Source organism: Pseudomonas sp. S35 (assembly GCF_009866765.1).
Taxonomy (GTDB): Bacteria; Pseudomonadota; Gammaproteobacteria; order Pseudomonadales; family Pseudomonadaceae; genus Aquipseudomonas.
Genome location: NZ_CP019431.1, coordinates 3,190,503 through 3,214,346 on the forward strand (window position 1 = coordinate 3,190,503; position 23,844 = coordinate 3,214,346).

At 59.5% G+C, this 23,844-nt stretch carries 20 protein-coding genes; 9 read left to right on the top strand and 11 right to left on the bottom strand.

Annotation, left to right across the window (positions count from 1 at the left end):
* Nucleotides 1–14 precede the first annotated feature (14 nt).
* The 8 genes from PspS35_RS14045 to PspS35_RS14075 all read right to left on the bottom strand — a co-directional run bounded on the left by PspS35_RS14045 (nucleotide 15) and on the right by PspS35_RS14075 (nucleotide 6,475).
* Nucleotides 15–179 carry a hypothetical protein gene (locus tag PspS35_RS14045; RefSeq protein ID WP_202982132.1) on the bottom strand — a complete coding sequence of 55 codons (165 nt, stop codon included), beginning with the start codon at nucleotides 177–179 and terminating at the stop codon, nucleotides 15–17.
* A gap of 49 nt (nucleotides 180–228) precedes the next feature.
* A complete protein-coding gene (locus PspS35_RS14050) occupies nucleotides 229–606 on the bottom strand; it encodes a DUF1330 domain-containing protein (protein ID WP_159935380.1) in 378 nt (125 codons plus the stop codon).
* A gap of 358 nt (nucleotides 607–964) precedes the next feature.
* Nucleotides 965–1,726 (bottom strand): SDR family NAD(P)-dependent oxidoreductase, encoded by a 762-nt coding sequence (locus tag PspS35_RS14055; RefSeq protein ID WP_159935381.1) that lies wholly within the window; start codon nucleotides 1,724–1,726, stop codon nucleotides 965–967.
* 30 nt (nucleotides 1,727–1,756) lie between these two features.
* Nucleotides 1,757–2,599: an SDR family oxidoreductase gene (locus tag PspS35_RS14060; RefSeq protein ID WP_159938047.1), complete on the bottom strand. Its 843-nt coding sequence runs from the start codon at nucleotides 2,597–2,599 to the stop codon at nucleotides 1,757–1,759.
* Between the two features lie 191 nt (nucleotides 2,600–2,790).
* Entirely contained in the window at nucleotides 2,791–3,057 is a 267-nt protein-coding gene (locus PspS35_RS30150; protein ID WP_202982133.1) for a hypothetical protein, read from the bottom strand.
* Between the two features lie 43 nt (nucleotides 3,058–3,100).
* Nucleotides 3,101–3,427, bottom strand: coding sequence for a hypothetical protein (locus PspS35_RS30155; RefSeq protein ID WP_202982134.1), 327 nt, complete (start codon nucleotides 3,425–3,427; stop codon nucleotides 3,101–3,103).
* A 78-nt stretch (nucleotides 3,428–3,505) separates the two neighbouring features.
* Nucleotides 3,506–4,516, bottom strand: a complete 1,011-nt coding sequence (locus PspS35_RS14070; protein WP_159935382.1) for an NAD(P)-dependent alcohol dehydrogenase — start codon at nucleotides 4,514–4,516, stop codon at nucleotides 3,506–3,508.
* Nucleotides 4,517–5,476: 960 nt separating this feature from the next.
* Nucleotides 5,477–6,475 carry a LacI family DNA-binding transcriptional regulator gene (locus PspS35_RS14075; RefSeq protein WP_159935383.1) on the bottom strand — a complete coding sequence of 333 codons (999 nt, stop codon included), beginning with the start codon at nucleotides 6,473–6,475 and terminating at the stop codon, nucleotides 5,477–5,479.
* Nucleotides 6,476–6,661: 186 nt separating this feature from the next.
* On the opposite strand from PspS35_RS14075, the gene PspS35_RS14080 reads away from it, so the two are divergent.
* From PspS35_RS14080 to PspS35_RS14095, 4 genes are read left to right on the top strand one after another with little or no spacing between them, the layout of a single operon-like run.
* Nucleotides 6,662–7,828: a Gfo/Idh/MocA family oxidoreductase gene (locus PspS35_RS14080; protein WP_159935384.1), complete on the top strand. Its 1,167-nt coding sequence runs from the start codon at nucleotides 6,662–6,664 to the stop codon at nucleotides 7,826–7,828.
* Nucleotides 7,825–8,901 (top strand): sugar phosphate isomerase/epimerase, encoded by a 1,077-nt coding sequence (locus tag PspS35_RS14085; RefSeq protein WP_159935385.1) that lies wholly within the window; start codon nucleotides 7,825–7,827, stop codon nucleotides 8,899–8,901. The genes PspS35_RS14080 and PspS35_RS14085 overlap by 4 nt, the downstream gene beginning before the upstream one ends.
* A 42-nt stretch (nucleotides 8,902–8,943) precedes the next feature.
* Nucleotides 8,944–10,179, top strand: coding sequence for a nucleoside permease (locus PspS35_RS14090; protein ID WP_159935386.1), 1,236 nt, complete (start codon nucleotides 8,944–8,946; stop codon nucleotides 10,177–10,179).
* Between the two features lie 38 nt (nucleotides 10,180–10,217).
* A complete protein-coding gene (locus PspS35_RS14095) occupies nucleotides 10,218–11,087 on the top strand; it encodes a sugar phosphate isomerase/epimerase (RefSeq protein WP_159935387.1) in 870 nt (289 codons plus the stop codon).
* 404 nt (nucleotides 11,088–11,491) lie between these two features.
* Here the strand turns inward: PspS35_RS14095 and PspS35_RS14100 are convergent, their stop codons facing one another.
* Both PspS35_RS14100 and PspS35_RS14105 read right to left on the bottom strand, forming a co-directional pair.
* Nucleotides 11,492–12,775: a site-specific integrase gene (locus PspS35_RS14100; protein WP_159935388.1), complete on the bottom strand. Its 1,284-nt coding sequence runs from the start codon at nucleotides 12,773–12,775 to the stop codon at nucleotides 11,492–11,494.
* 153 nt (nucleotides 12,776–12,928) lie between these two features.
* Entirely contained in the window at nucleotides 12,929–13,843 is a 915-nt protein-coding gene (locus PspS35_RS14105; protein ID WP_028616088.1) for a LysR substrate-binding domain-containing protein, read from the bottom strand.
* Nucleotides 13,844–14,112: 269 nt separating this feature from the next.
* On the opposite strand from PspS35_RS14105, the gene PspS35_RS14110 reads away from it, so the two are divergent.
* The 4 genes from PspS35_RS14110 (at nucleotide 14,113) to pgm (ending at nucleotide 20,403) form a co-directional block, all read left to right on the top strand.
* Nucleotides 14,113–15,135: a zinc-dependent alcohol dehydrogenase family protein gene (locus PspS35_RS14110; RefSeq protein ID WP_159935389.1), complete on the top strand. Its 1,023-nt coding sequence runs from the start codon at nucleotides 14,113–14,115 to the stop codon at nucleotides 15,133–15,135.
* 705 nt (nucleotides 15,136–15,840) lie between these two features.
* Nucleotides 15,841–17,259, top strand: coding sequence for a hypothetical protein (locus tag PspS35_RS14115; RefSeq protein WP_238786046.1), 1,419 nt, complete (start codon nucleotides 15,841–15,843; stop codon nucleotides 17,257–17,259).
* A complete protein-coding gene (locus PspS35_RS14120; protein WP_159935390.1) occupies nucleotides 17,256–18,662 on the top strand; it encodes a PLP-dependent aminotransferase family protein in 1,407 nt (468 codons plus the stop codon). Before PspS35_RS14115 ends, PspS35_RS14120 begins: the two co-directional genes overlap by 4 nt.
* Before the next feature lie 97 nt (nucleotides 18,663–18,759).
* On the top strand, nucleotides 18,760–20,403 hold the full coding sequence (pgm, locus tag PspS35_RS14125; RefSeq protein ID WP_159935391.1) for a phosphoglucomutase (alpha-D-glucose-1,6-bisphosphate-dependent): 1,644 nt from the start codon (nucleotides 18,760–18,762) through the stop codon (nucleotides 20,401–20,403).
* 69 nt (nucleotides 20,404–20,472) lie between these two features.
* On the opposite strand, the gene PspS35_RS14130 is transcribed toward pgm, so the two are convergent.
* Entirely contained in the window at nucleotides 20,473–21,168 is a 696-nt protein-coding gene (locus tag PspS35_RS14130) for a pirin family protein (protein WP_159935392.1), read from the bottom strand.
* Between the two features lie 219 nt (nucleotides 21,169–21,387).
* On the opposite strand from PspS35_RS14130, the gene PspS35_RS14135 reads away from it, so the two are divergent.
* Nucleotides 21,388–23,835, top strand: coding sequence for a UvrD-helicase domain-containing protein (locus tag PspS35_RS14135; protein ID WP_159935393.1), 2,448 nt, complete (start codon nucleotides 21,388–21,390; stop codon nucleotides 23,833–23,835).
* Nucleotides 23,836–23,844: the final 9 nt, after the last annotated feature.

Consider the following 23,844-nt stretch of genomic DNA (forward strand, 5'->3'; position numbering starts at 1 on the left):
CGAAACTCCTTGAGTCAGTTGAAGCGTGTGCGCGGAGGAGGGCGGACCTGGACGTCGGGCTGCTGGGACAGCCACCAACGGATGAAGGTGTCAGTCAATCGTCGGCTGTATGAAGCGTGCGGGTCGATCCCGCCCAGGCCCGGCCGTGCACTTGCATCGATATGCAGAATGTTGGTCATATTGCGTCCCCATTAGCAGCAGAGCGAGTCGCCGCCATCGGCCGGCTTATCATTGCTTTGGCGACACAAAACCCTCGGTGATCACCACCGATCCCTTGGTGGACGCCATACGGAATTTCCTGGCTGCCGTGTATTCCGGGGAGCTATAGAAGCGCTGCGCATCGGCCAGACTGGGGAACTCGGCGATGGCCATGACGGACTCCGGCTTGCCCTCTACGGCGGTCGCATTCAAGTTGAAGACGATTATCTTGCCGCCGTACTGGGCGGCAAGAGTTCCGGCGGCATCCATGTAGCGCTGAAAGCCGGCCTGGTCTGTGATGGTGTAGTTGGCGATCATGTAGCCAGGCGCCTTCGCGTCCTGGGCGTACACGCCAGAAGAGAGCGTCAACGCAATCGCGGCGAGTACACCCATCATTTGCTTTTTCATTTTTTCGGTTCCTTGTGCATGCGTAAAAGAGAGGTCTGTAACGACAGACCATGAATGCCACGCTCAAAGACTTTCCTGAAGTTGCTTGAGGTGGTTGGTGTCGCGTTGAATCTGCGGAGCGCTTGATGTCGAAGGCGCCGAAGGTCTGCAGCATCTCGATGCCACAGAGCTTGTTGGCCGAAGACGTTACCCAGAACAGGTCACCAAGCGGCCGGCCCTCATGACTCTTCTGGCTGCGATCGTCGAATACCTCTTCGGTCCGACCCGACAGCACGGCGGCGCTCGCGTCCTGCCGCGGAGACATCGGCCTTAGGGGCTTGAATGGGGCGCGTGCGCATTGTCGGCTCCGTCGAGATGACTAGGCCTGGTCGGTGGGCATGATCCACAGCTCGCTAATTGAGGCGTGGCGCGGACGGGTCACCATGTAGGCCACGCCATCTGCGATGTCTTCGGCCTGCAGCACTTCGGTCGTCTCGTAAAAGGTGTCGATGCCCTCGCGCATCACGCCGGTGTTGTGCGAGCCCAGTTCGGTTTCAACACCTCCGGGCTCCAGCACACCGACGCGCACATGCTTCTTGGTGATCTCCTGGCGCAGCGATTCGGTGAATCCGTTAACGCCAAACTTCGTCATGTTGTAGGCGCCGTAATTGGCCCAGGCCACGCGGCCGGCGATCGACGAGATGTTGACGATGTCGGCAACCCGGCGCGGGTCGTCCTGTGCAGCGGCGAGCAGATGGGGCAGGGCCGCATGTGTCATGTAGAGCAGACCTTGCTGGTTGATGGCGATCATCCGGTTCCACTCGTCGGGGTCACCACCAACGATAGGACCGAGCAGCATCAGGCCAGCGTTGTTGACCAGAATGTCCAGTCGTCCGAAGCGCTCAACCGTTGCGCGCACGGCGGCTTCGGCTTGGGCGCGTTCGGTGATGTCAGCGGGTACTGCAAAGGCGGTGCCGCCTGATTCCTGGATCTGTGCCACGAGCGCGTCCAGGCGGTCCTGGCGACGGGCGATTAGGGCGACGGAAGCGCCCCTTGCCGCGAGTGCCCGCGCGCTGGCGTGACCGATGCCGCTGCTGGAGCCGGTGACGAGTGCGACGGTGCCGCTGAGAGATAGAGACATGGTGGCGTCCTTTGCTATGGGTCGGTAGGGTCAGGCGTCGTCGTGGGCCAGCGAGGACGACAGTGCGCGATGGGCATCGGCCTGTGCGAGCAACGTGTTGGCCTTCGTCTCGAAAGCCTGCACGGCATCGGTACCGGCGGCGAAACGTGCCGGTGGCGCATCGAGGCCGGCGAGCCGCACGATGGCGTCGGCCAGCTTGGCGGGGTCGCCGCCTTGTTTGCCGTTCATACCGCTCCAAGCTTCGACGGTCTGACGCGAGCGCTCGGCGTAGTCTTCGATGGTCGGTTGCGCGTAGGTGGTTGACTCGGCTGAGAGCAACTCGGTGCGGAAGAAGCCGGGCTCGACCAGCATAGTGCGGATGCCGAAAGGCTCGATCTCCGGTGCCAGCGACTCGATCCAGCCTTCGAGGCCGAACTTGGCAGCGGCATATGCGGTGCAGAACATGCCCCCCGCGATGCCCGCGGTCGAGGAGATGGTGAGCAGCAGGCCCGAGCGCTGCTTACGCATCTCGGGTAGCACGGCACGGGCGACGTTCATCGGGCCAAACAGCAACGTCTCGATCTGGCTGCGGACCTGCTCGACGCTCAGCTCCTCGAAGAAGCCGGCATAGAAGTTGCCGGCGTTGTTGATCAGCACGTCGATTCGACCAAACCGGGCGATGGCAGCCTCAACAGCCGCCTGCGCTTCATCGGGGCGGGTCACGTCGAGTTTGACCGCCAGCAGATCGTCATTTGCGCCGAGCACAGCCGCCACCGTTGCCGCGTCGCGGCCCGTGGCAACGACGGCGTGACCGGCGGCCAATGCTGCTTTGGCGATGTCCACGCCAAGTCCGCGTCCTGCTCCAGTGATGAGCCAAACTTGTTTGTCAGACATGATGATGATCCTCTTCAATGTCTGCAAATTGTGAGCGCCGGACCGAAAAACAGGCTGCACGGTTTGCCGCATTTTTTGCCTGAAATGACGGATCATCTTTCTTTCTGTATCAGCAGATCGCTGAGCAGGGATCAGATGGAGGCTGCCAGTGGTCCGGCCGGCCAGGACAGCAGCAATGGCCATCAGCACCTTTACGGTGTGCAGACTGAAGCGGGCTCGCTCAGTCGCATCCTGACTTCCTGCAGGAGCTCCTCGCGGCTCGTTTGCCAATAGATTCGGCCGCGACGCAGAAATACGTGGTGGACGAGGTGGCCGCCACGGGCTTCGACCGCGCTGGCGAACGCGTCGGTTTTCGATTGCTCGAATCGACTGTTGCCCGTGGTGACCAGCACGATCTCTTTGCCGGTCAGATCGGTTTGCGCTACATAGGCCCACAGCGGCGTAGCGGGTCGGAACATCCAGGTCGGGGAGACCAGGTAGAGACGGTGAACCGGGCCGAGATCAAGCGGCTCGACACGTGATGTTGGGCAGCTTCTCCGCCCTCGTGTCGGAGACCGCCCGTCGCTGTCCGGTCATGTTGCGCGGATAGTCCGCCTCGATCTTGGCGATGGGAGCATTGAACAAGCGCGCCGCCTCGCGAGCGACGGCCTCGGAATGGCCCGAGCGGGAGTAGTAGACGACGGCGACCGCCCGGTTGGGCTCGGCTGTCGGCGTATAGACGGCGCTGGCCACATAAGTCCGGTCTTTCACCACCATGAGCGTGAAGGTCGCGATCCCGACGGCGACGGCCGCAGCGGCGCAAAGAAGCGCGCGCTTTTTCCCGTTCACCATGCCCACCCTGCAAGCAACGGGCTCAGCCTATGCTTCGTCGCGACCATGCTGCGGCGGCCATCTTCGCTCTCGGTCTCATGCACAGCGGATGACCACCTTCCCGAAGTGCGCGCCGCTGTCGAGATGGAATGCTGCTCTCGCGTCGGCGAAGTCGAAGACGCGGTCGATCACGGGCTTGATGCCGGCGACGTCGATCGCCTGGGCAACGTCCATGAGCGACTCGCGGCTGCCAACCGTGATGTGCCGGAAGGTCGCGCCACTCATGAATAGATCGAGGTAGTTGATGTGGCGGCCCTCCGGGCTCACGAAACCGATGAGTGCGACCTCGCCACCCGGTCGCACGGCGCGCAGGCTCTGTGCTAGCGTTCCAGGCCCGCCGACCTCCACGATACGTTCCACACCTTGGCCCTGGGCCAAAGCGCGCACGCGATCTCCCCACTGCGGCTCCTCCAGATAGTTCACCACCTTGTCGGCACCAAGCGCCAGCAGTCGCTCGGCCTTCTTTGCGCTGGAGGTAGTGGCGAGCACGGTGGCGCCGACGGCCTTGGCCAGTTGTAACGCGAAGATGGAAACCCCGCCGCTGCCCTGGACGAGCACGGTGCCGCCAGCACGGACTGCAGCCCCTTCGTTCAGGGCCGTCCAGGCGGTAACGGCTGCGCACGGCAGCGTAGCGGCCTCTTCGTATGACAGTGAGTCCGGCATCCGCACGAGCGCTTCCTGGCTGACGACTTTCTGTTCAACCAGCCAGCCATCGATGGCGGCGCCATAGCCGTACTGGAAGAGATTGGCTGGCCTGCGCCCGGCGTACCAACGCGGATGGAACGTACTCATGACCCGATCGCCCACTTTGAAGTCGTCGACGCCCGCGCCGACTGCCAGTACCTCGCCGGCGCCATCGCTGGTGGGGATCAGCCCCTTGAGATGCGGCACTGGATACTGATTGCGAAGCATCGCGATGTCTCGGAAGTTGAGGGACACGGCATGAACGCGAACCAGCACCTCACCTCGCTGTGGTTTGGGAGCAGGTTCGTTGTACAGGTGCAGGTCGTCGATGCTTGTGAAGTTGTCCAGGCGATAGGCCTTCATGGAGCGCTCCGATCCTTAACGGTGGTACTAATCGATTGATTGCAGCGACGCGCAGGGCGCGTTTGGTCGTAGGGACAGGACCGTCATCAGAATACTGTCCACAACAGCGAGGAGTTGTTGCTCATCCTGGGTACAGCTCAGCAGTATTGATTTACACCAAAAAAATTATGTGCGGACTTCGCAAGCGCTGGTTGTCCAATCCGGTGGACTTGCTGCCTATTCTGACGCCTGAACGGCGTGGTGGATGACCGGTGCATATTTTTTGCGGGGATTTCGTCAAACGGTTAGTAGGTGACCGTGCTGGCATTCTGATTTGAGTCGGCGCGTGATCCTAAAGTTCTTAAGGTTGGGTACTTCAAGAGGGGCATCGCTACACGGTGTTGCCCAAGGCATTTCACTCTATGGGACTCCAGTTATCGGGAACTGCCAAGGCATCAGTTCCGAAACGTGGGCAGCGGTCATCTATGCGCGGACCCGTAGCTTTGGATCGTAGGTTCTGCATGTGAATAGAAAGTGTTGCCTGCGTGTTGTGCAGGAGCGGTGGTTTGACGGAACTGTCCACGAACGGCTGTCCCATATAGCCCAGCGAGGATATGGTCGCTTTAGAGCAAGCGCTGATGGAGAGACGATTTGCGATCGTCAGCAACGATGCAGAACAATTGATTGGTCGTCCGCCCTGCTCGTTGAAGCGCATACTTGATAGGTTATCGACGCCCCTTCAGCTCTCGATGCATGATTCGACTTTAGATCGCTGACTTGCACCTGAACAGATGCTGATCTTGTCGACCTAAATGAAATGATTGGCGCGATGGCTTTGTCAGTTGCAAATATTTTGCTGAAAACTTAAGTGAAGACGGCGGCGTTATTGAGTCGAAATTTTTCGATTCGTGTTTTCGAGTATCTCTCAGATCGGTACGCTCTTGATGTCGCTTTCCCAGGACTTCAAGAAACCCCATCTGTCTATTGAGTTGACGGGGTCGCCGAACTATTACGTATCGTCAGCTCAAACGGTAGTATCACCGGCTGCGGGGGCGTGGTTTTCTTTTCGATCAAGTCGATCAGCATCTCCACGGCCCTGCGTCCAAAGCCCTCGGCGGGCTGGGCGATGGTGGTCAACGGCGGGTCGCAGTACTGCGCCAGCGGAATGTCATCGAAGCCCACCAACGAAATATCCTCGGGCACGCGCAGGCCCGCTTCCTTGATGCGCTTGAGCGCACCAATGGCCATCTCATCGTTCTCACAAAACAGCGCGGTCGGGCGGTCCGGCATCCTCAGCAGGGTGGCGGCGCCGTCGTAGCCGGCGCGCAAACTGAAGTCACCGTGGCAAATAATCGTGGGGTCGCTGGGGATGCCGGCTTGATCCAGGGCGGTCTGGTAACCCGCAACCCGATCCTGGGTCAGGGAGCTGCTTTGAGGGCCCTTGATCAGGCCGATCCGCCGATGGCCTAGGCTGATCAGGTGTTCAGTCATTGCCTGGGCGGCGGCATGGTTGTCGAGGCTGATGGTGGGGTGGCGCCCACCCTTGATCACTTCGCAGGCGTTGACCATGGGCGGGGTCTCAAGGCTGTCGGCGGGGAAGGGGTCGAAGGCGCGCAACTGGATCACGCCATCGGCCTGGTGGGCATAGACCAGTTCGGCAAACTCACGCTCGATGTCCTCGCGCCCTTGGGTGTCGCACAGCAACAGCCGGTAACCGGCAGCCTGGGCAGCCAGCTGGGCACCGCTGATCACCCGAGCAAAAAAGGTGTTGGCAATTTTCGGCACCAGAATCACCAGGTTTCCGGTGCGCCGTGAGCGGAATTGCACGGCCATGAGATTGGGGCGATAACCGGTTTGTTCAACGGCCGCGTTGACCTTGTCCCGAGTAGCCTCGCGCACGCAATCGGGGGATTTCAAGGTGCGCGATACGGTCGCCACCGAGACGCCGGCGAGCCGGGCGACCTCACGAATACTGGACAAAAACACCTCATCTTCAAACGTTGCATCGGGCGAGCTTACAGCAGGTGCGTCTGCGCCGAAATCCTTAAAAGATCCCTCGAGTATTTGACAGCCTGCGCAAGAGAGCATAGCTTTTGGCTTAAATGTAACCGGTTACATTTCGGCTTCACGCCGTTGCTCAACCGGACAAGACAGAGAAGGCCAGTGATGAACACAGTGATACCCAAAATAAGAATGGGCTTTGTCGGTGGGGGAGAAGGTTCTTTTATCGCCCAGGCTCACCGTCAGGCGGCGGGGCTCGATGGGCGTTTTGAGTTGGTGTGCGGAGCGTTCAGTCGCGACGCGCAGAACAATCAGCTCACTGGCAGCCAGCTCGGCCTTGCGCAATCGCGTTGCTACAGCACATGGCAGTTGATGCTGGAGGCCGAGCAAGCACTGCCCGCTGAGCAGCGCATGGAGCTGTTGGTGATCGTCACCCCCAATCATCTTCACGCACCGGTGGCGAGTGAGGCGCTGGCCGCCGGTTTTCATGTGTTCAGCGAGAAGCCCGCGGCATTGAACCTGGCTGAGCTGCAGGCGTTGAAAACTCGCTTGCACAGCAGCGTCGGGCTCTATGGCTTGGCCCACACCTACCTCGGTTACCCCATGGTCTGGCAAGCGCGGGAGATGGTGAGCAGCGGCGTGATCGGCGCAGTGCGCAAGGTGCTGGTGGAGTATCCCCAAGGCTGGCTCAGCCAGGATGTGGCCGGGCAGGGCAACAAGCAGGCCGAGTGGCGGGGGCAGCCGGAATTGTCCGGGTTGGGCGGTTGTATCGGCGATATCGGCACCCATGCCTTTTCCCTGGCGGAGTTTGTGGCCGATCAAGCCGTCACCCACCTGTGCGCCACCTTGGGCGTGCACATCGAAGGTCGTCAGCTGGATGACGACGCCGCGATGCTGTTGCAGATGGAGCAGGGCGCCAGTGGCGTGCTGATCGCCAGTCAGGTCTGCGCCGGCGAAGAAAACCCGTTGAGTATTCGTGTCTATGGCGACAAAGGCGGCCTTGAATGGCGCCAGGAACAACCCGCCAGCCTGATTCACCGTTCGTTGGATCAACCGATGCGTGTACTGCGCTCCGGCATCGGGCAGCCGTGGCTGTGCGAGGCGGCGACCCAGCGCATGCGCTTGCCCGCCGGCCATCCCGAAGGCTACCTGGAAGCAATGGCCAATCTGTATGGCGATTTTGCCCTGGCCATTCGCGGCAAGGTTGAAGGCCATACCGCGCAGGGTGTGCCGGGGATCGAGGTGGGCTTGCGTGGCATGGCGTTTATCGAGGCCGCCATTGCCAGTCACAACAGTAACGACAAGTGGACACCTTTGGAGTGCAGCCTATGACCCAACAGACAACTGAAGGCCTGCGTGGCCCCGGGATATTCCTGGCACAGTTCATCTCTGATGAAGCGCCGTTCGACACCCTGGCCAATATCGCTCAATGGGCAGCGTCTCAGGGCTACAAAGCCATCCAGCTGCCGACCTCCGGTACGCGCTATATCGACCTTGAGCGCGCTGCTGAAAGTCAGAGTTATTGCGATGAATTGAAAGCCGTTTGCGCCAGCGCCGGAGTCGAAATCAGCGAGCTGTCCACCCATCTGCAAGGGCAGTTGGTGGCGGTGCACCCGGCGTTCAATGCGCTGTTCGATGACTTTGCCCCGGACCATCTGCGCGGCCAACCTCAGGCGCGCACCCAGTGGGCCATTGAGCAATTGAAGCTGGCGGCTCGGGCCAGCCAGCGTCTGGGCCTGACAGCCCACGCAACTTTTTCCGGGGCCTTGCTGTGGCCTTATATGTACCCCTGGCCACAACGCCCCGCCGGTTTGGTAGAGCAAGCTTTTGCCGAACTGGCCAAGCGCTGGCTGCCGATCCTCGACTGCTTTGACGAGGCCGGTGTCGACCTGTGCTACGAAATTCACCCCGGTGAGGACCTGCACGACGGCGCTTCGTTCGAGCGTTTTCTCGAGGCGGTCGATCATCACCCCCGTGCGTCCATCCTCTATGACCCCAGTCACCTGCTGTTGCAGCAGATGGACTACCTGGGCTTTATCGACCGTTACTACCCACGTATCCGCATGTTCCACGTCAAGGACGCTGAGTTCCGGCCTGACGCGCGCTCCGGTGTCTATGGCGGGTATCAGGGCTGGGTCGATCGTCCTGGACGGTTCCGTTCATTGGGCGATGGCCAGGTCGACTTCAAGTCAATCTTCAGCAAGCTTACCCAATACGGTTTCACAGGCTGGGCCGTTCTGGAGTGGGAGTGCTGCCTGAAAGACTCCGCCCAAGGTGCCGCCGAAGGCGCGGGGTTCATCCGCGACCACATGATTACCCGAAGCGAAAAGGCCTTTGACGATTTTGTCAGCGTGGCCAGTGATACGGCTTCCAACCGGCGTTTGCTGGGCTTGCCTGACGCCTGAGTTTCACCAGTTTCTTTGAATAACAATAAGACGGTGACTGTTATGACGTGGATGACTGCGCGCTTGAGCGCCATGATGTTTCTGCAGTTCTTTATCTGGGGTGGCTGGTTCGTCACCTTGGGCACTTTCCTGTCCAGCCAGTTGGGCGCCAGCGGCGGCCAGATTGGCATGGCGTTCTCGACCCAGTCCTGGGGCGCGATCATTGCCCCGTTCGTGATCGGGCTGATCGCTGACCGCTTCTTCAATGCCGAGCGCATCCTGGCAGTGTTGCACCTGGTGGGCGCGGTGTTGCTCTATCAGCTCTACCGCGCGCCGGACTTTGGCGCGTTCTATCCCTACGTGCTGGCCTACATGATGATCTATATGCCGACCCTGGCACTGGTCAACTCCGTGGCCTTTCGGCAGATGCGCGACCCGGCGCTGGAGTTCTCGCGCATTCGCGTGTGGGGTACCGTGGGCTGGATCGTCGCCGGGGTGGTCATCAGTTTTGTCTTCGCCTGGGATTCGAAAGAGGCGATTGCTTCGGGTGGCCTGCGCAACACCTTCCTGATGGCCGCATTGGCGTCTGTGGTGCTGGGTCTGTACAGCTTCACCCTGCCGAATACCGCACCGCTGAAGTCCGAGACGCGCCGCAGCGGCCTCAAGCAGATGCTTGGGCTGGATGCCCTGGGGCTGCTGAAAGATCGCAGCTACCTGGTGTTCTTCATTGCGTCGATCCTGATCTGCATCCCGCTGGCGTTCTATTACCAGAATGCCAATCCGTTCCTCGCGGAAATCGGCGTGACCAACCCCACGGCGAAGATGGCCATCGGGCAGGTCTCCGAAGTGCTGTTCATGCTTTTGCTGCCGCTTTTCATTCACCGCTTCGGCATCAAGATCGCGTTACTGATGGGCATGCTGGCCTGGGCTTTGCGCTACGTGTTGTTCGCCTACGGCAATAACGCGGACCTGGCCTTCATGCTGTTCACCGGTATTGCCCTGCACGGCATCTGCTACGACTTTTTCTTTGTGTCCGGGCAGATCTACACCGATGCGAAAACCCCGGAGCGCTTCAGAAGCTCGGCCCAAGGTCTGATCACTCTGGCGACCTACGGCTTTGGCATGCTGATCGGTTTCTGGGTCGCGGGCCATGTCTCCGATTACTACGCCACCCCTGCGAGCCATCAATGGCAGAGCATTTGGTTATTCCCGGCCTGCTTCTCTCTGGGCGTGGTGCTGGTGTTTCTGTTTGCCTTCCGCGATGCGCGTGCGGTGGAACCGAATCCCGCCAAGATTTGAGCTGCTACGAATTCACCACAGCAAATAAGGAAATTGCGATGCGCGTCCTCAAAAAAATGGCACTGGCCACACTCGTTGCCGGCTGCACACTAAATGCCACACACCTGCTGGCGACCCCCACCGCAGATCGGCAGATCGCCTTGCAGATGTACACTCTGCGCAATGTCGGGACTCTGGAGCAGCAATTTTCCCTAGCACAAAGCGCAGGGTTTTCCGCGGTTGAGTTGGTCGGTGACCAGGGTGCCAGCCGTGATGAACTCAGTCGGCTGCTGCAAAAATACAACCTGACCGTCACCTCTGCCCATGTGCAACTGGACGCCCTGCGTCGCCAGTTACCTGAAACCATCGCCTTCAACCGTGCCGTGGGCAACAAGGTTCTGATAGTGCCTTACCTGCAGCCCGCGGAACGGCCGAGCGATGCGCGAGGTTGGCAAAAACTGGGTGACGAGCTGAATGCCTTGGGGGCCCGGCTGCGCAAGGAGGGTATGCGGCTGGCGTATCACAACCATGATTTCGAGATGAAAAAATACCAGGGCAAGACGGGGCTCGAATGGCTGGTGGATGCCACCCGGCCCAAAAATCTGGCGCTGGAGATAGACGCGGCCTGGGTGTCACGCGGTGGGCAAGACCCGGTCCGGTTGATCAAGCGGTACCCGGACCGGCTGTTTGCCCTGCACGCCAAAGACAACGCCGGTATCGGCGTACGCGACGATGAGCGCAATTTTGCACCCCTGGGCGAGGGCTTGCTGGCCTGGGGTGAAATAGTTGCGCAAGCGCAAGAGGAGGCGAGACCTCTGTACATTGTTGAACATGACTTGCCCAAGGATCCGGCGGCGGTCATCAGGGTATCCAAGCTGAATTTGCAACGTGAACTGCTGCGTGAGAGCCGCGAAAGAAAACTGGAATAATCCAGCTGCCGCGAGGAGCAACGAGGAGGTGCGATCAATGCGCTCTTTGTAAGCAATGAGTTGATGTGTCGCGCGAAGACGCGAGGGCCAAACGGGTTGGTAGTGAATGCTTCGCAGTGGTGTGATGCATTCACTCGTTAGAACTAACTGTAGCGTCTGACCATCCAGTCCAGACAGGCATGCTCGCCGAAGGTGAAGGTAGAGACTAAGAAAGTGCAACCATGAGAGTTGATGGATTAGAGGATGTGTTCGTGTTGTCGATACCATCACTTGTTGCTACTAGGAAAACGTGAGCTTTACATGGTCGGAATCGATCAGGAAATTATGTGCAGTCTTTGGCCGAAGAAGCAGGTGGGGTATGCCGCGACCAAGAGGTTTTAATGGTTCGCACTTTTGATCCGTATCTAGCTTGCTCCTCCTGAGTAATCTGCAACAAGTGCTGCTTTTTTCCTCAATAGGTCCAAATAGTCTGTCCATTTTTGAGCCGCCTCACGACGCTGATCAAGAAGCTGTGCACGTGCATATACGGCGCCAAGTGCTCCAGGCATTCTGTGGGATAAAGAAAGTTCCAGTACAATGGGATCAATGCCCAGGTGCTCGTGAGCAATGGTCCGGTAGGTAGCACGAAAGCCGTGGGCAGTGATGTCGTACTCTGGCCAGATACGCTGAAAGGACTTGAGCATTGAGGTCGGATTGATCGGGCGACCCGGATAGACCGGTGAGACGAACACCCATCCTTTGCCTTCTTCGTCCACCACGCGGGTTTTACTTAGCGCGCGTAACAGGTCCAAGGCTTGCTCGGGCAACGGCACGATGTGCTTGCTCTTGTCCAGGTGCTTGGTCTTGCTCACGACGTAACGCCAATCGGCACCGACCAGGTCGACGTCTTCCCAGCGCATCTGCACCAGTTCGCCAGGGCGGACCGGCAACATCACCAGCAGACGCATCGCGTTGGTAACGCTACCGTCGTTGCAGTCATCCAGGCGTAGAAGAAACCTGCCCAGGTCTGCTGGTCTTTCGATCGCCGGGTTACTGGTCACGACGTGGCGAATCTTCAGCTCCTCGATGTTACTGAGCGCCACGTTACGCTCCACCCAGCCGCGACCTTCGGCAAAGCCCAGGATGGAACGGATGATAGTGCGTACGCGCCGGGCCATGGCCATGATGCGCTGGCGTCGCAGTTCCGTGATGATTGTGGTGATGTGTTCCAGCTTGATCTCGCTGACTGGTTTATTGCCGATGGCAGGCAAGATGTGGTTACTCAGCGCGCCACTAAACCCCGCGATGGACTTGGTGACCAATTCGGCGGACTTAAATGTTAGCCACTGCTTGGCCACATACTCGAAGGTGCGCTCTTCGTTGAGCAACTGTGCCTCGATCTTCGCGGTCTTCGCTTTGAGCGGAGCAATGTGGTTGGCCACGTCACGGCGTGCGTCGCGGGCAATGTCGCGTGCCTCCTTCAGACCGATGTCGGGGTAGGCACCGATCGAGAAGCGGTTCTCCTTGCCATGCAGCCGATACTTCAAGCGCCAGAACTTGGAGGGAGGCTTTCCTGCCCTGCTCGACACCCTGACCTCCAAGTAGAGGCCAGGGACATCGCCGTCGGCGTGCTTGCCGGGTTCGGTCAGCGAACGGATGAACGCATCGCTGAGTTTTCGTCTGAAAACAACCGCACGATCTGGGAGCATCGGTGGGGGCATCCTTTTTAAGGAACCGAAATTTGCCCCCAATTATGCCCCCACGAGTCGTGGAATCCATTGGATTTAGACAGACGGCAGTGGACTAAAATAACCAATAAGCTCTTGTTATTGAACGGTTTTATGGAATTTAGTGGAATTCCATTACAGGCTATCGGGGTCCCCAAAGAACATCTGAATCCGCGACCTAAGCCACCGCTCTCCCGGGTCATTATCCTGCGATCCGCGCCACGCCATATGCAGTTCAAAGCTGCGCACCGGCAGCGGCGGGTCTTCTGCGCGCAGTCCGCCCGCCGATGTCAGCGCTTCGGCCGCGTAGTCCGGCACGGTCGCCAGGATGTCAGTGCCCGCCAGCAGGGTGCCCAACCCGTTGAATTGCGGTACGGCCAGGACCACATGGCGTTTGCGGTCGAGCTTCTCTAGTTCCTCATCGATAAACCCGCTCAAGTCACCGGCAAACGACACCAGGGCATGGGGGCGGGCGCAGAAGTCGTCCAGGCTCAGGGAGCCTGGTACGCTGTCGGCACGCAACAGCTTTGGCAGGCTGCGGCGCAGGACCTTGCGCTTGGCGTTGGCTGGCAGGTCGGCGGTGTAGCTGACGCCGATGGAAATTTCGCCGGAGGCCAGCAGGCCGGGCATCAGGATGTAGTTGACGCGGCGTACCACCAGCACGATGCCGGGAGCTTCGGCGCGCAGGCGCTTGAGCAGTTGGGGCAGCAGGGCGAATTCAACATCGTCGGACAGGCCGATACGGAACACCGCAGTGCTGGTGGCTGGGTCGAACTCGGCGGCGCGGCTCACGGCGGTGGAGATCGAGTCCAGGGCCGGGGAGAGCAGGGCGAAGATCTCCACTGCTCGGGCAGACGGTTCCATGCTGCGGCCGGTGCGCACAAACAGCGGGTCATCGAACAGCCCGCGCAGGCGTGACAACGCCGCGCTGATGGCCGGCTGGCCGAGGAACAGTTTCTCGGCGGCGCGGGTCACGCTGCGCTCGTGCATCAAGGTTTCGAATACGATCAAGAGGTTAAGGTCGACACGACGCAGGTCGTTACGGTTCATCTTGTGTCCTGGAAGAGTCAGCTGACTTGACGAGAGCGGTCGTATAAGAACGCCTTAGGTTGCATTCACAATGCATGGCCAGCGTGAATCTTACGGGGAAAGGCTGGTACTCTGCACCGGCTAATTGAGTTTTCCTACGCAGCGTGAGGTCTATTCCTCAGATGCGGAATCAATGACAGGCATGTCGACTATTAATGGCGACCGGTGGTCTTACCCGCAAAGCCCAGATAAAGTTCATGGCATTAGAGGTTACTTTGACGAGGTTTGCGATGTCCCGCACGATCCGTTTTCACAAGTTTGGTCCGGCCGAGGTGCTCAAATGCGAAGAGCATGCAGCCGCGCAGCCCGCACCGGGCGAAGTGCAGGTGCGTGTCGAGGCGATTGGCATCAGTTGGTATGACATTCTGTGGCGCCAGAACCTGGCGTCTTCCCACGCACGCCTTCCTTCTGGCCTGGGCCATGAAATGGCCGGGGTCGTCGTGGCCTTGGGCGACGGCGTGGATGATTTGGCGGTGGGCGATAAAGTGGCCAGTTTTCCGGCCGAGAGTCCCAATGATTACCCGGTGTACGGCGAACAGATCGTGCTGCCCCGTTCGGCCCTGACCCGTTACCCGGATGTCTTGAGCCCGATTGAAGCGAGCGTGCATTACACGCCGTTGTTGATCGCTTACTTTGCATACATGGACCTGGCACGGGTCAAGCCCGGCCAATTTGCCCTGGTCACAGACGCCAGTCACTGCGCGGGCCCTTCATTTGTACAACTTGGCAAGGCCTTGGGTGTACGGGTGATTGCCGCGACTAAAGACAGCGCAGAGCGCGAATACCTGCTGTCCCTTGGGGCTGAGAAGGTGATCGTCACCGAAGAGCAGGACCTGCTCATGCAGATCAACAAGTTCACCGATAACCGCGGCGTAGACGTGGTATTCGATGGCTTGGGTGGCCCGCAGATGTCATTGCTCGGCGATGTGCTGGCGCCCCGTGGCAGCCTGGTCTTGTATGGCCTGCAGGGCGGAAACCAGACACCCTTTCCGGCGTGTGCGGCGTTCCAGAAGAATATTCAGTTCTTTGTGCATTGCATCGGCAACTTCACCGGCAAGCCGGAGCTGGGCATCATCCAGGACCAGGTTGCATTGCAGCGTGCGCTGCGTGATATCAACCAGCTGACCGCTGACCGTGTGCTCGTCCCACTCAAAACCACGGTGTTTCCGTTCAGCCAGTTCGTCGAAGCGCACCGCTATATGGACGAATGCCCGTGTCGGGAGCGTGTTGCGTTGCAGGTTGAAGCTGTTTGAGATGTAGGAGTATTCGTAAATGAGTACTCTACTCTCTGGACGAATGGGGCAAATGCGCCATTTGTCAGGGCTTAACCTTCCTGATCCTCAAGGCGCCAGCCTGGCGCTTTGACCCCTGAATCCTGACCTTTGACCCGGACGCCGCCCTGAATCTCAGCGCGGCGTCTACGTGTGTGTGCCATTTGCGCGTCGGCAACGAGCCATCTGCACTGCTTTTCGTCTTGGTTCTGTATCTATTAATCATTATTCCAGCACTGATAATTGCGCCTTCACTTTCATCTCAAGGATTGAGCAATGATTGATTTCAAGACGCGGTTGTCGATAGTTATTCGAACTATGAATGCGGTCCCTGCGAGTGGTCGCAGAGAAAGTGCTTGTGTGGAAAGTCCACACTCAACAAAAGGAAAGTTGCTGGGTTTATTTGTCGGACCCTTCTTTAAATAGTTAGATAAAAACGTGTAGGAATGTGTCGGAACCTTCCTAGGCATGCAGGAGTCGTCGGGCCCCAACCAATAAAATCAGAGGCTTGCTCGATTTTTCTGGACGTATATCGCTCGTCAGGCCTCCCCGTAGCTTTGTTGCACGGTGCTAGGGTTTATACATCGACGCACATTGCGCTGCGCGATTTTCCTACACGCACAATAGATCGAGCAAACACTCTCAGCAGTTGCTTGAAACTGATATTTCAACTCAGGTAGTAGAACTATGAGCACTATTCACGAACAGGCAATGAACCATGTATACCAGCAAGTTCTGCAGCGCTTGATTGGGCATTTTACCCGCGCGGGACGTACGGCACTCCAGTTGTTGGTGCAGCGAATCGTCGTGGCGGCCGGGGGCATGGAGCAAGTAGGAGATTTCAAGGTGCTGGTGGCCCATGGGGGCGGGGGATCCAGCAGCTACACACTGGCGTTGCTGCGCGCCGCGCAGTTGACCATTGCCGGTCGGGCGCCGCGTACTTTCCATTTGCGGGTTGCAACGTTGCGGCATGCGGGGATGACTGAGGGGCAACTCGATACCCTTAATCGGGGCTACGGTCGTTTGTTCCTCCACGATGATCCACGTGTGGAGCTATTGATGGTGGAAAACCAAGAGGTCCAGCCCTTCAACCATCAGCGACCTGCGTCAACCGCCGGGCGAGAAAACAACCAGCGTACGATGTTGATGGTGGGGCACCTGAGCTCCGGTGATTGTCGCGCGACGCTGTGCAATGACACCTACCTGGCCCTGGGCGATTTCTACCTGCGCGCCACCACCTACAACGGGGGCGTGCACGCGCTGGTGAGCGGTGATTCGCCGCGCAAGCAAAGTCAGTTTCTCGCCTGGCTCAAGAAGACCGCCCTGGGGGCGGGCATTGCTGTCCCCAAAGGCCGTCCGTTGTCGCTCAATGAATTGTTCGCGCGCATGGACGAGTGGAGCGCTGGTTACTACCGAGATGTGTTCGGTGAGCATTACGTGGCCAACAGCATGCCCAGCAAGGCGAGTCACCGCCACCTGGCTTATATCGGCATCGCCGACCTGCTGGACGAGGTTGACCTGGCGTCGGCATCGTTGCTGACGGATTTCATGGCCTACACCCCCGACCCCCTGGGTTTCCACTTCAGCCATCCGGCCTATTCCAATCCTTTATTGATGGCGCATTTGCGCGGGCTGCAGGCCGAGTGCCTGCGTGAGCTGGACTACGAAGCAGGCGTCGAAGGCTTTATACAGCAGGCCAGCCGATACATGCGTCGTCTGCACATGCCCGAAGCGTTGCTCGCCCAGGCGGGGACTTGCGAAGGGCGACTGCTGGCGAGCACGTTTGCCCAGCAGTTCTTTGGCCTGGATGAAACCCAGTTGGTCTGCCTGTTGTTTTCGCCGTTCATTCACCACGGCGAGCGGCTGGAAGGCTATTTGCGCCAATGTCATCCCGGCATGCTGGTGGCATTGCCTGAGTTGCACAAGGTGCTTCAAGGCAAACCGTCCGCCGAGATGTTGCAACAGTGGGTGGCGGACACTAGCGGATTGCCGATGCCGTTGCTGCAGCATTTGTACCGCAAGCGCCCGTTGATTGGCCCTAACGGGCTGCCGCGTGTCCAAGCCGGCCAGGGCGCTGCCGGCGCCGTCCAAATGTCCAGCCAATGACTTTGCGCGGTGAACGCCAGGCAGATTTTGCGTATCAGGCGGTCTATCGCTACATGATCAGCCTGATCAATGAAGTCAGCACTGATACACGGGTGAAGCTGCCGTCACTGCGGCAGTTGGCCGGGCGCCTGAATGTGTCGATTTCGACGATCCAGTACGCCTATGCACTGCTGGAGAAGGAGGGCAGGGTTTATTCGGTGTCCAAATCTGGCTATTACGCCTGGCCGATCTCATCAAGCCCTTCTGCATGGGTCAGCGGCGATTTGCTCGATCGCCTCTACGCGGCAGCGCGGCGGCCCGGCATGGTGGTGCTCAGTGGTGAAGAGCCTGCATTGCTTGCGTCCATGGATGCAGCGCTGTTGCGGTTAGAGCGGGAACTGGTGCGCCACTATCCCCAGCACTTGCAGCCCTGGTCACAGCCTTGTGGGGTGTGGGAGCTGCGGGCGGCGTTGGCGGCCCGTTATACCTCGTCGCCTACGCGTTGCTGGCATGCGGACGATGTGTATATCGGCGCTGACTTACGAGGCGTGCTGGACATTCTGATTGAGGTCCTTGGGCTGCGGGGCACAACAGTGATTGTCGAGTCGCCCTGCGATTGGCTGATCCTGCGCCTGTTGCAGGACGCAGGTGTGCACCTTATCGAGTTGCCATGGACGCCGGAAGGCGACCTGGACCGTGCGACTCTGGAACGATTACTGCGCGATGAGACGGTGCGCATGGTGTTGCTCTCATCAACGGTCAGCCTGCCGTCGGGGGTGATGATGTCACCCGGCGACCGCTTGAGCTTGGCGCAACTGCTCGGCCAGTACGGGTGCTGGTTGCTGGAGAACGATACCTGCGGTGAACTGGGCTACGACTCGCCACACACGGCGCTGCGAGATCTGGTGAGCCCCGACCGGCTGATTGTGTTTTCTTCGTTCGAGAAACAGCTGGGGTCGGAAGCCCCTTATGGTTATCTGCTTTCCCGGCGCTTGAGCAATGAGTTGCAGCGCCAGTTCCTACTGCGATCATTTCGCTTGTCGTCGATCCGCCAGCGGGCAATAGCGCGGCTGTACCAGAGCGGGCGAATTGACCAGCACCTGCGGATATTGCGCCAACAATTGAGCGAGCAAGCCACGCAAATGAGTCAGCGCCTGGCGCAACACCTAGGTGACCAAGTGGCCTATCGACGGCCGGTCGCCGGTGCGGCTTTCTGGCTGAGTTCTACTCGGGCGGTGGACATGCGCAAGGTATTCCAGTCCCTGCTAGCGCAGCATGTGGTGATTGCACCCGGTGAACTGTTCAGTGTCAGTGGGTTGCATCACCAGAACCTGCGCCTGAGCCATACGTTTCATGGGCACCCGGACGTGGATTCTGCATTGGTGGCATTGAGCGCCGCACTGCGGCAGGCGCAGACTGCGTGAAATATCGGTTGCCGATGTAGGATCGATATCGTCGCGTCGTAGTCCAACTCTCAGTAAACTGTCGTTTTTCCCGAATCCTTCTTTTCGAGGTTTATGCATGACAATCAGTCCTTTTGCGGGCAAGCCGGCGCCAGCCCAGTTGCTGGTGGATATCCCGCGACTGGTCACGGCCTATTACACTGGCCAGCCTGATGCAGCGATCTCCACCCAGCGCGTAGCCTTTGGTACTTCCGGGCACCGTGGCAGCTCATTCGAACTGAGTTTCAACGAGTGGCACGTGCTTGCCATCAGCCAGGCCATCTGCCTGTACCGTGAAGCCCAAGGTATCAACGGCCCGCTGTTTGTCGGCCTTGATACCCACGCCTTGTCGACGCCTGCCGGTGCCAGCGCGCTGGAAGTGCTGGCGGCCAACGGTGTGCACGTGATGCTCGCCGAAGGCGACGAATACACTCCGACACCGGCGATTTCCCACGCCATCATCTGCTACAACCGTGGCCGCACCAGCGGCCTGGCTGACGGCATTGTCATTACGCCGTCCCACAATCCACCGCAAAGCGGCGGCTACAAGTACAACCCTCCCAACGGCGGCCCGGCCGACACCCACGTCACCAAGTGGATCGAAGCCAAGGCCAACGAGCTGCTCGCCAATAAGCTCGCCGGGGTCAAGCGCATCACCCACGCCCAGGCGCTCAAGGCCGACACCACTCATCGTCACGACTACCTCAACAGCTACGTCGCTGACCTGATCAATGTGATCGACATGGACGCCATCCGCAGCGCCGACCTGCGCCTGGGCGTCGATCCGTTGGGCGGAGCAGGGGTGCGCTACTGGTCGGCGATTGCCGAGCACTATCGCTTGAACCTGGACGTGGTGAACACCGAAGTCGATTCCACCTTCCGCTTTATGAGCGTCGACTGGGATGGCCAGATCCGCATGGACCCGTCCTCCAGCTACGCCATGCAGGGCCTGATCGGCCTCAAGGACCGCTTCGACGTGGCCTTCGCCTGCGACCCGGACCACGACCGCCACGGCATCGTCACCCCGTCCGGCGGCCTGCTGGCACCGAACAACTACCTGGCGGTGTCCATCGACTACCTGTTCCAGAACCGTCCTCACTGGCGCGCCGACGCGGCCGTGGGCAAGACCGTGGTCAGCAGCGGTTTGATTGATCGCGTGGCAGCCCGCATCGGCCGCCGCTTGTACGAGGTGCCGGTGGGCTTCAAGTGGTTTGCCGACGGTTTGTTCGACGGTTCGCTGGGCTTCGGCGGCGAAGAAAGCGCGGGCGCCTCGTTCCTGCGCAAAGATGGCACCGTATGGAGCACCGACAAGGACGGCCTCATCCCCGCGCTGTTGGCGGCAGAAATGACCTCGCGCAAAGGTCAGGACCCAAGCCAGATCTACCGTGGCCTGACTGACGCGCTGGGTGAGCCGTTCGCGATTCGTGTCGACGCCAAGGCCACTCCGGCGCAGAAAGCCCTTTTGGGCAAACTGTCGCCGGAGCAAGTGACCTCCACCGAACTGGCCGGCGAAAGCATCCAGCAGATCCTCAGTCACGCGCCGGGTAATAACCAGGCGATTGGCGGCCTTAAGGTGATGACCGAAAACGGTTGGTTCGCCGCACGGCCGTCAGGTACCGAGGATATCTACAAGATCTACGCCGAGAGCTTTATTGGTGAAGATCACCTCAAAAAACTGGTAGAAGAAGCCCAAGTGTTGGTAGATGGCGCTATTTCAAAATAACCGCCCGAGGTTGAGCGGTGAGAGCCGGGCTTGCCCGACTCTCGCCGTTGTTTTGGGCACGGCGTTGAATCAGCCCAGATCAACCAAGACGATTTCGCTGTCCTCGACGGCCGTTACCCGCAGCACCTGCTCATCCTCAATCGCCACACCGTCTCGAGCTTGCGCACGCAAGCCATTGACTTCAATCACTCCCGTCGCCGGTACCAGATAAGCCCGACGCCCGTTGTCCAAGTGGTATTCAGCACTTTCCCCGGCTTTCAGGTTGGCCGCTACCAAGCGGGCATCCGCACGGATGCGCAGGCTTTCGCTGTCTCCCGCCTTGCCACTGGCCAGGGTCACAAAACCCTCGCGCTCGCCTTGCGGAAATGGCTTGGCGCCCCACGACGGCGGTAGCCCGGCTTCATTTGGGATAATCCAGATCTGGAAGATCTTGGTCGGCGTGGCCTCCAGGTTGTATTCGCTGTGAGCGATCCCGGTGCCTGCGCTCATGACCTGTACGTCACCTGCTTCAGTACGGCCCTTGTTGCCCAGGTTGTCGGCATGGCTGATGGCGCCTTCGCGCACATAGGTGATGATTTCCATGTCACGGTGTGGATGCTGGGGGAACCCGGTGCCTGGCGCGATGATGTCGTCGTTCCACACCCGCAGGTTGCCCCAGTGCATGCGTTTGGGGTCGTGGTACTCGGCGAACGAGAAGTGGTGATGGGCGTCAAGCCAGCCGTGGTGGGCGCCGCCCAGGGAATTGAAGCGTCGAAGTTCAAGCATGATTGCCTCCTGTTGATGACGCCTATCATCCAGTAGCCCATTATCGATAAAAAGCGTAAAAAATGCCTAATTCATATCGGTAAAATAGATATTTTTGCAATGCTTTGACTTTCACTTCATCGCCTAACCGCATGACCGCAAAGCAATTGGCTGGAACTGAGCGCCGATTCCGGCGACCATGACGCACTTGTCAAAACCCAACTCACCGCAGGAGTCCGCGTGCCGCAACACAAGCCTGATCTGCCCCCTGAATTGCGCCCATTGGCGGATATGCCCCTGTTGAAGCGCCTCGCTGCGCGCTTGTTTGGCCACGGCCTGACCCGTTTGCGCGCGCAGCATCGGTTTTCCTGGTTGCACGGGCAGGCCGACGGTTTTCGCAGCGGTCACGAAGCCGGCGTCGAGTACGGCTACCGCGAGGGCAAGGCCGATGGCATCGAGGAGGGCCGCCAAGTCCTGTTGATCCGCGATTTGCGCCCCGATGAGCACCGCGCACCTGGCGTCGACGACAATTTGTTCGATGATTGGCGGCTGCCCCTGACGGCAGACGTGAAGAAGCGCATCAAGGCCGATGTGGCTCGATTACTGCCCAGCCATGCCCAGCCCAGTGCGGCGCAATGGAAAATGATCTTCAGCGATACGCCATCGACCTCGGTCATCGCGGGGGCGGGTGCAGGTAAGTCCACCTCGCTGGTGCTGCGCATTTTGCTGCTCACTCATTACCTGGGCTTTGAGCTGAGCTCGATGACGGTGGTGACCTTTACGCGCGAGTCGCGTAAAGACTTCATCAACAAGCTCATGGAAATTCTCAGCCTGTGGGGCCAACCCCTTGGCGTGAAAGAAGCCCAGGCGGTAGTGCGCACCTTCCACTCGCGTATCCTGCCGATGGTGCGTAGCCTGCCGGGGTTTGAGCGCTTGCAGGCGTTCGAGAACCTGAGTTCGGGGTTCGACGATGCCGACAGCAACCCCTTCGACCTGCGCATCAACGACGCCCAGCGCCAGCAGATGAATGCCTGCTACCACCGACTGCACGGCCAGCACTCGCGCTTTCGCGAGCTGATCGCGCCCTTGGCCCGTCACGGCCTGCAGCTCAAGGAACTGGAGCGCGACCATCCGGATGTACAAAAGCGCGTGGCCGTCACTGAGCTGGCAGCCAAGCGCGATGAAGAACTGTGTGACGTGATCGAGGACCTGTGGTTCCGTGCCGGCGCGTGGCCCATCAAGGGCATTGAGCCCAATCGCCAGACGATCGAGATCAATGGCGCGCAGTTCCAGTGTCACGGCTATATCCGTGAACTGGACTCGTGGGTGGTGCTGGGCTTTGATCCGCGGGAAAACCCTCAGCTCAGCCGCCCCAATGCCAAGCTGTCGGTCCGTGCGGAATGGGCGGTAAAGCGCACGTTGTTTCAAGCTTTCTGCCGTAAGCCGTTGATTTGGCTTGATAGCTACGACTCATCCAAGCGACTTTTAGGCAGTCTGGCCGGGGATGCCAGCGCGGGGCCTGGGTTTGATTACAAGGTCAAAGGTGAACTGGCTTCAGCGCCCTTGCTGGACAGTTTTGTCATGGCGGCAGGCTTTATCGAGAACCTTGGGCTGGACGTACCGACCGCCGTGGGCCAGATGAGCTTCGCCAAGGACGATCCGGACCGGTTCTTCTTCGAAGCCCTGAGCATTTTCTGGAAGGCGTTGGAAGACCATCTGCTCGACCAGTCGCCGCCAATCATGACCTACAACCGCATGTTCTCGCTGTTCGGCGAAAACACTCCGGAAAACCTCAAGCTGCTCAGCGACCCACTGTTGCGGCCGCTGTCGCACTTGATGATTGACGAGTTCCAGGATGTTTCACCGCAGATCGTCTCGTGGATCCGTGCCAGCCTGCGGGAAATCCGCAGCCGTGGCCCGGCCATGCACGTTGGGCGCGGCGCCCAGCATTCTTCGCTGCTGTGCGTGGGTGATGACTGGCAGTCGATCTACGGCTGGCGGGGCAGTTCGCCCAAGTATTTCATGGAGTTCAACCAGGAGTTCCCTTCGCCGAGCACCACGCGCGTTATGCTGGGCGAGAACTACCGCAGCCACCAACACATCATCGATGCCGCCGAGCACATCGTGCGCGCCGCGCCGGCGATCCCCGGCAAGAAGGCCAAGGCCAGCGGTACACCTAAAGCGCTGGAGCCGGTCAAAGTGCTGCAACGGGACGATGCGGCGCTGGGGCGTCAGTTGCTGGTGCACTATCAGAAGGGCGAGTCGGTGTTGATGCTTTATCGAAAAAGTAGCGATAAGTTACTGATTCAGGAGCATATTCAGTCTGTGGTTAATGTAGATTCTAGCTTGGCGCCTCACGCACGCAGGCTCAAACAGCTGACCTATCACAGCGCCAAAGGCTTGCAGGCGGACGTCGTGTTTCTGCTTGGGGATTGCCAGCATCTGAGCAACTCACCCTATAAAAACCAGGTGTATCGCATGGCCGGCCTGGGCAAGAATGGCGACAGCGAGCCCTATGACACGGCGCAGAAGGACGAGGTGCTGCGCCTGGCCTATGTCGGCATCACCCGGACTGTCAGCCACTGCTATTGGTATGTGGAAAAGCCCGAAGGCCAGGCCGTCAATGTGCCGAAGGCCTCGGAGCGCGTAGATGGGAAGAAGGCGTTTTTTGACGATCAGCGCAGTTAAGGGCTGATC

Excerpts from the sequence above, each read along its gene's own strand:
- PspS35_RS14045 (WP_202982132.1), bottom strand. The coding sequence starts at position 179 with ATGACCAACATTCTGCATATCGATGCAAGTGCACGGCCGGGCCTGGGC.
- PspS35_RS14050 (WP_159935380.1), bottom strand. The coding sequence starts at position 606 with ATGAAAAAGCAAATGATGGGTGTACTCGCCGCGATTGCGTTGACGCTC.
- PspS35_RS14055 (WP_159935381.1), bottom strand. The coding sequence starts at position 1,726 with ATGTCTCTATCTCTCAGCGGCACCGTCGCACTCGTCACCGGCTCCAGC.
- PspS35_RS14060 (WP_159938047.1), bottom strand. The coding sequence starts at position 2,599 with ATGTCTGACAAACAAGTTTGGCTCATCACTGGAGCAGGACGCGGACTT.
- PspS35_RS30150 (WP_202982133.1), bottom strand. The coding sequence starts at position 3,057 with ATGTTCCGACCCGCTACGCCGCTGTGGGCCTATGTAGCGCAAACCGAT.
- PspS35_RS14070 (WP_159935382.1), bottom strand. The coding sequence starts at position 4,516 with ATGAAGGCCTATCGCCTGGACAACTTCACAAGCATCGACGACCTGCAC.
- PspS35_RS14080 (WP_159935384.1), top strand. The coding sequence starts at position 6,662 with ATGAACACAGTGATACCCAAAATAAGAATGGGCTTTGTCGGTGGGGGA.
- PspS35_RS14085 (WP_159935385.1), top strand. The coding sequence starts at position 7,825 with ATGACCCAACAGACAACTGAAGGCCTGCGTGGCCCCGGGATATTCCTG.
- PspS35_RS14090 (WP_159935386.1), top strand. The coding sequence starts at position 8,944 with ATGACGTGGATGACTGCGCGCTTGAGCGCCATGATGTTTCTGCAGTTC.
- PspS35_RS14095 (WP_159935387.1), top strand. The coding sequence starts at position 10,218 with ATGCGCGTCCTCAAAAAAATGGCACTGGCCACACTCGTTGCCGGCTGC.
- PspS35_RS14100 (WP_159935388.1), bottom strand. The coding sequence starts at position 12,775 with ATGCTCCCAGATCGTGCGGTTGTTTTCAGACGAAAACTCAGCGATGCG.
- PspS35_RS14105 (WP_028616088.1), bottom strand. The coding sequence starts at position 13,843 with ATGAACCGTAACGACCTGCGTCGTGTCGACCTTAACCTCTTGATCGTA.
- PspS35_RS14110 (WP_159935389.1), top strand. The coding sequence starts at position 14,113 with ATGTCCCGCACGATCCGTTTTCACAAGTTTGGTCCGGCCGAGGTGCTC.
- PspS35_RS14115 (WP_238786046.1), top strand. The coding sequence starts at position 15,841 with ATGAGCACTATTCACGAACAGGCAATGAACCATGTATACCAGCAAGTT.
- PspS35_RS14120 (WP_159935390.1), top strand. The coding sequence starts at position 17,256 with ATGACTTTGCGCGGTGAACGCCAGGCAGATTTTGCGTATCAGGCGGTC.
- pgm (WP_159935391.1), top strand. The coding sequence starts at position 18,760 with ATGACAATCAGTCCTTTTGCGGGCAAGCCGGCGCCAGCCCAGTTGCTG.
- PspS35_RS14130 (WP_159935392.1), bottom strand. The coding sequence starts at position 21,168 with ATGCTTGAACTTCGACGCTTCAATTCCCTGGGCGGCGCCCACCACGGC.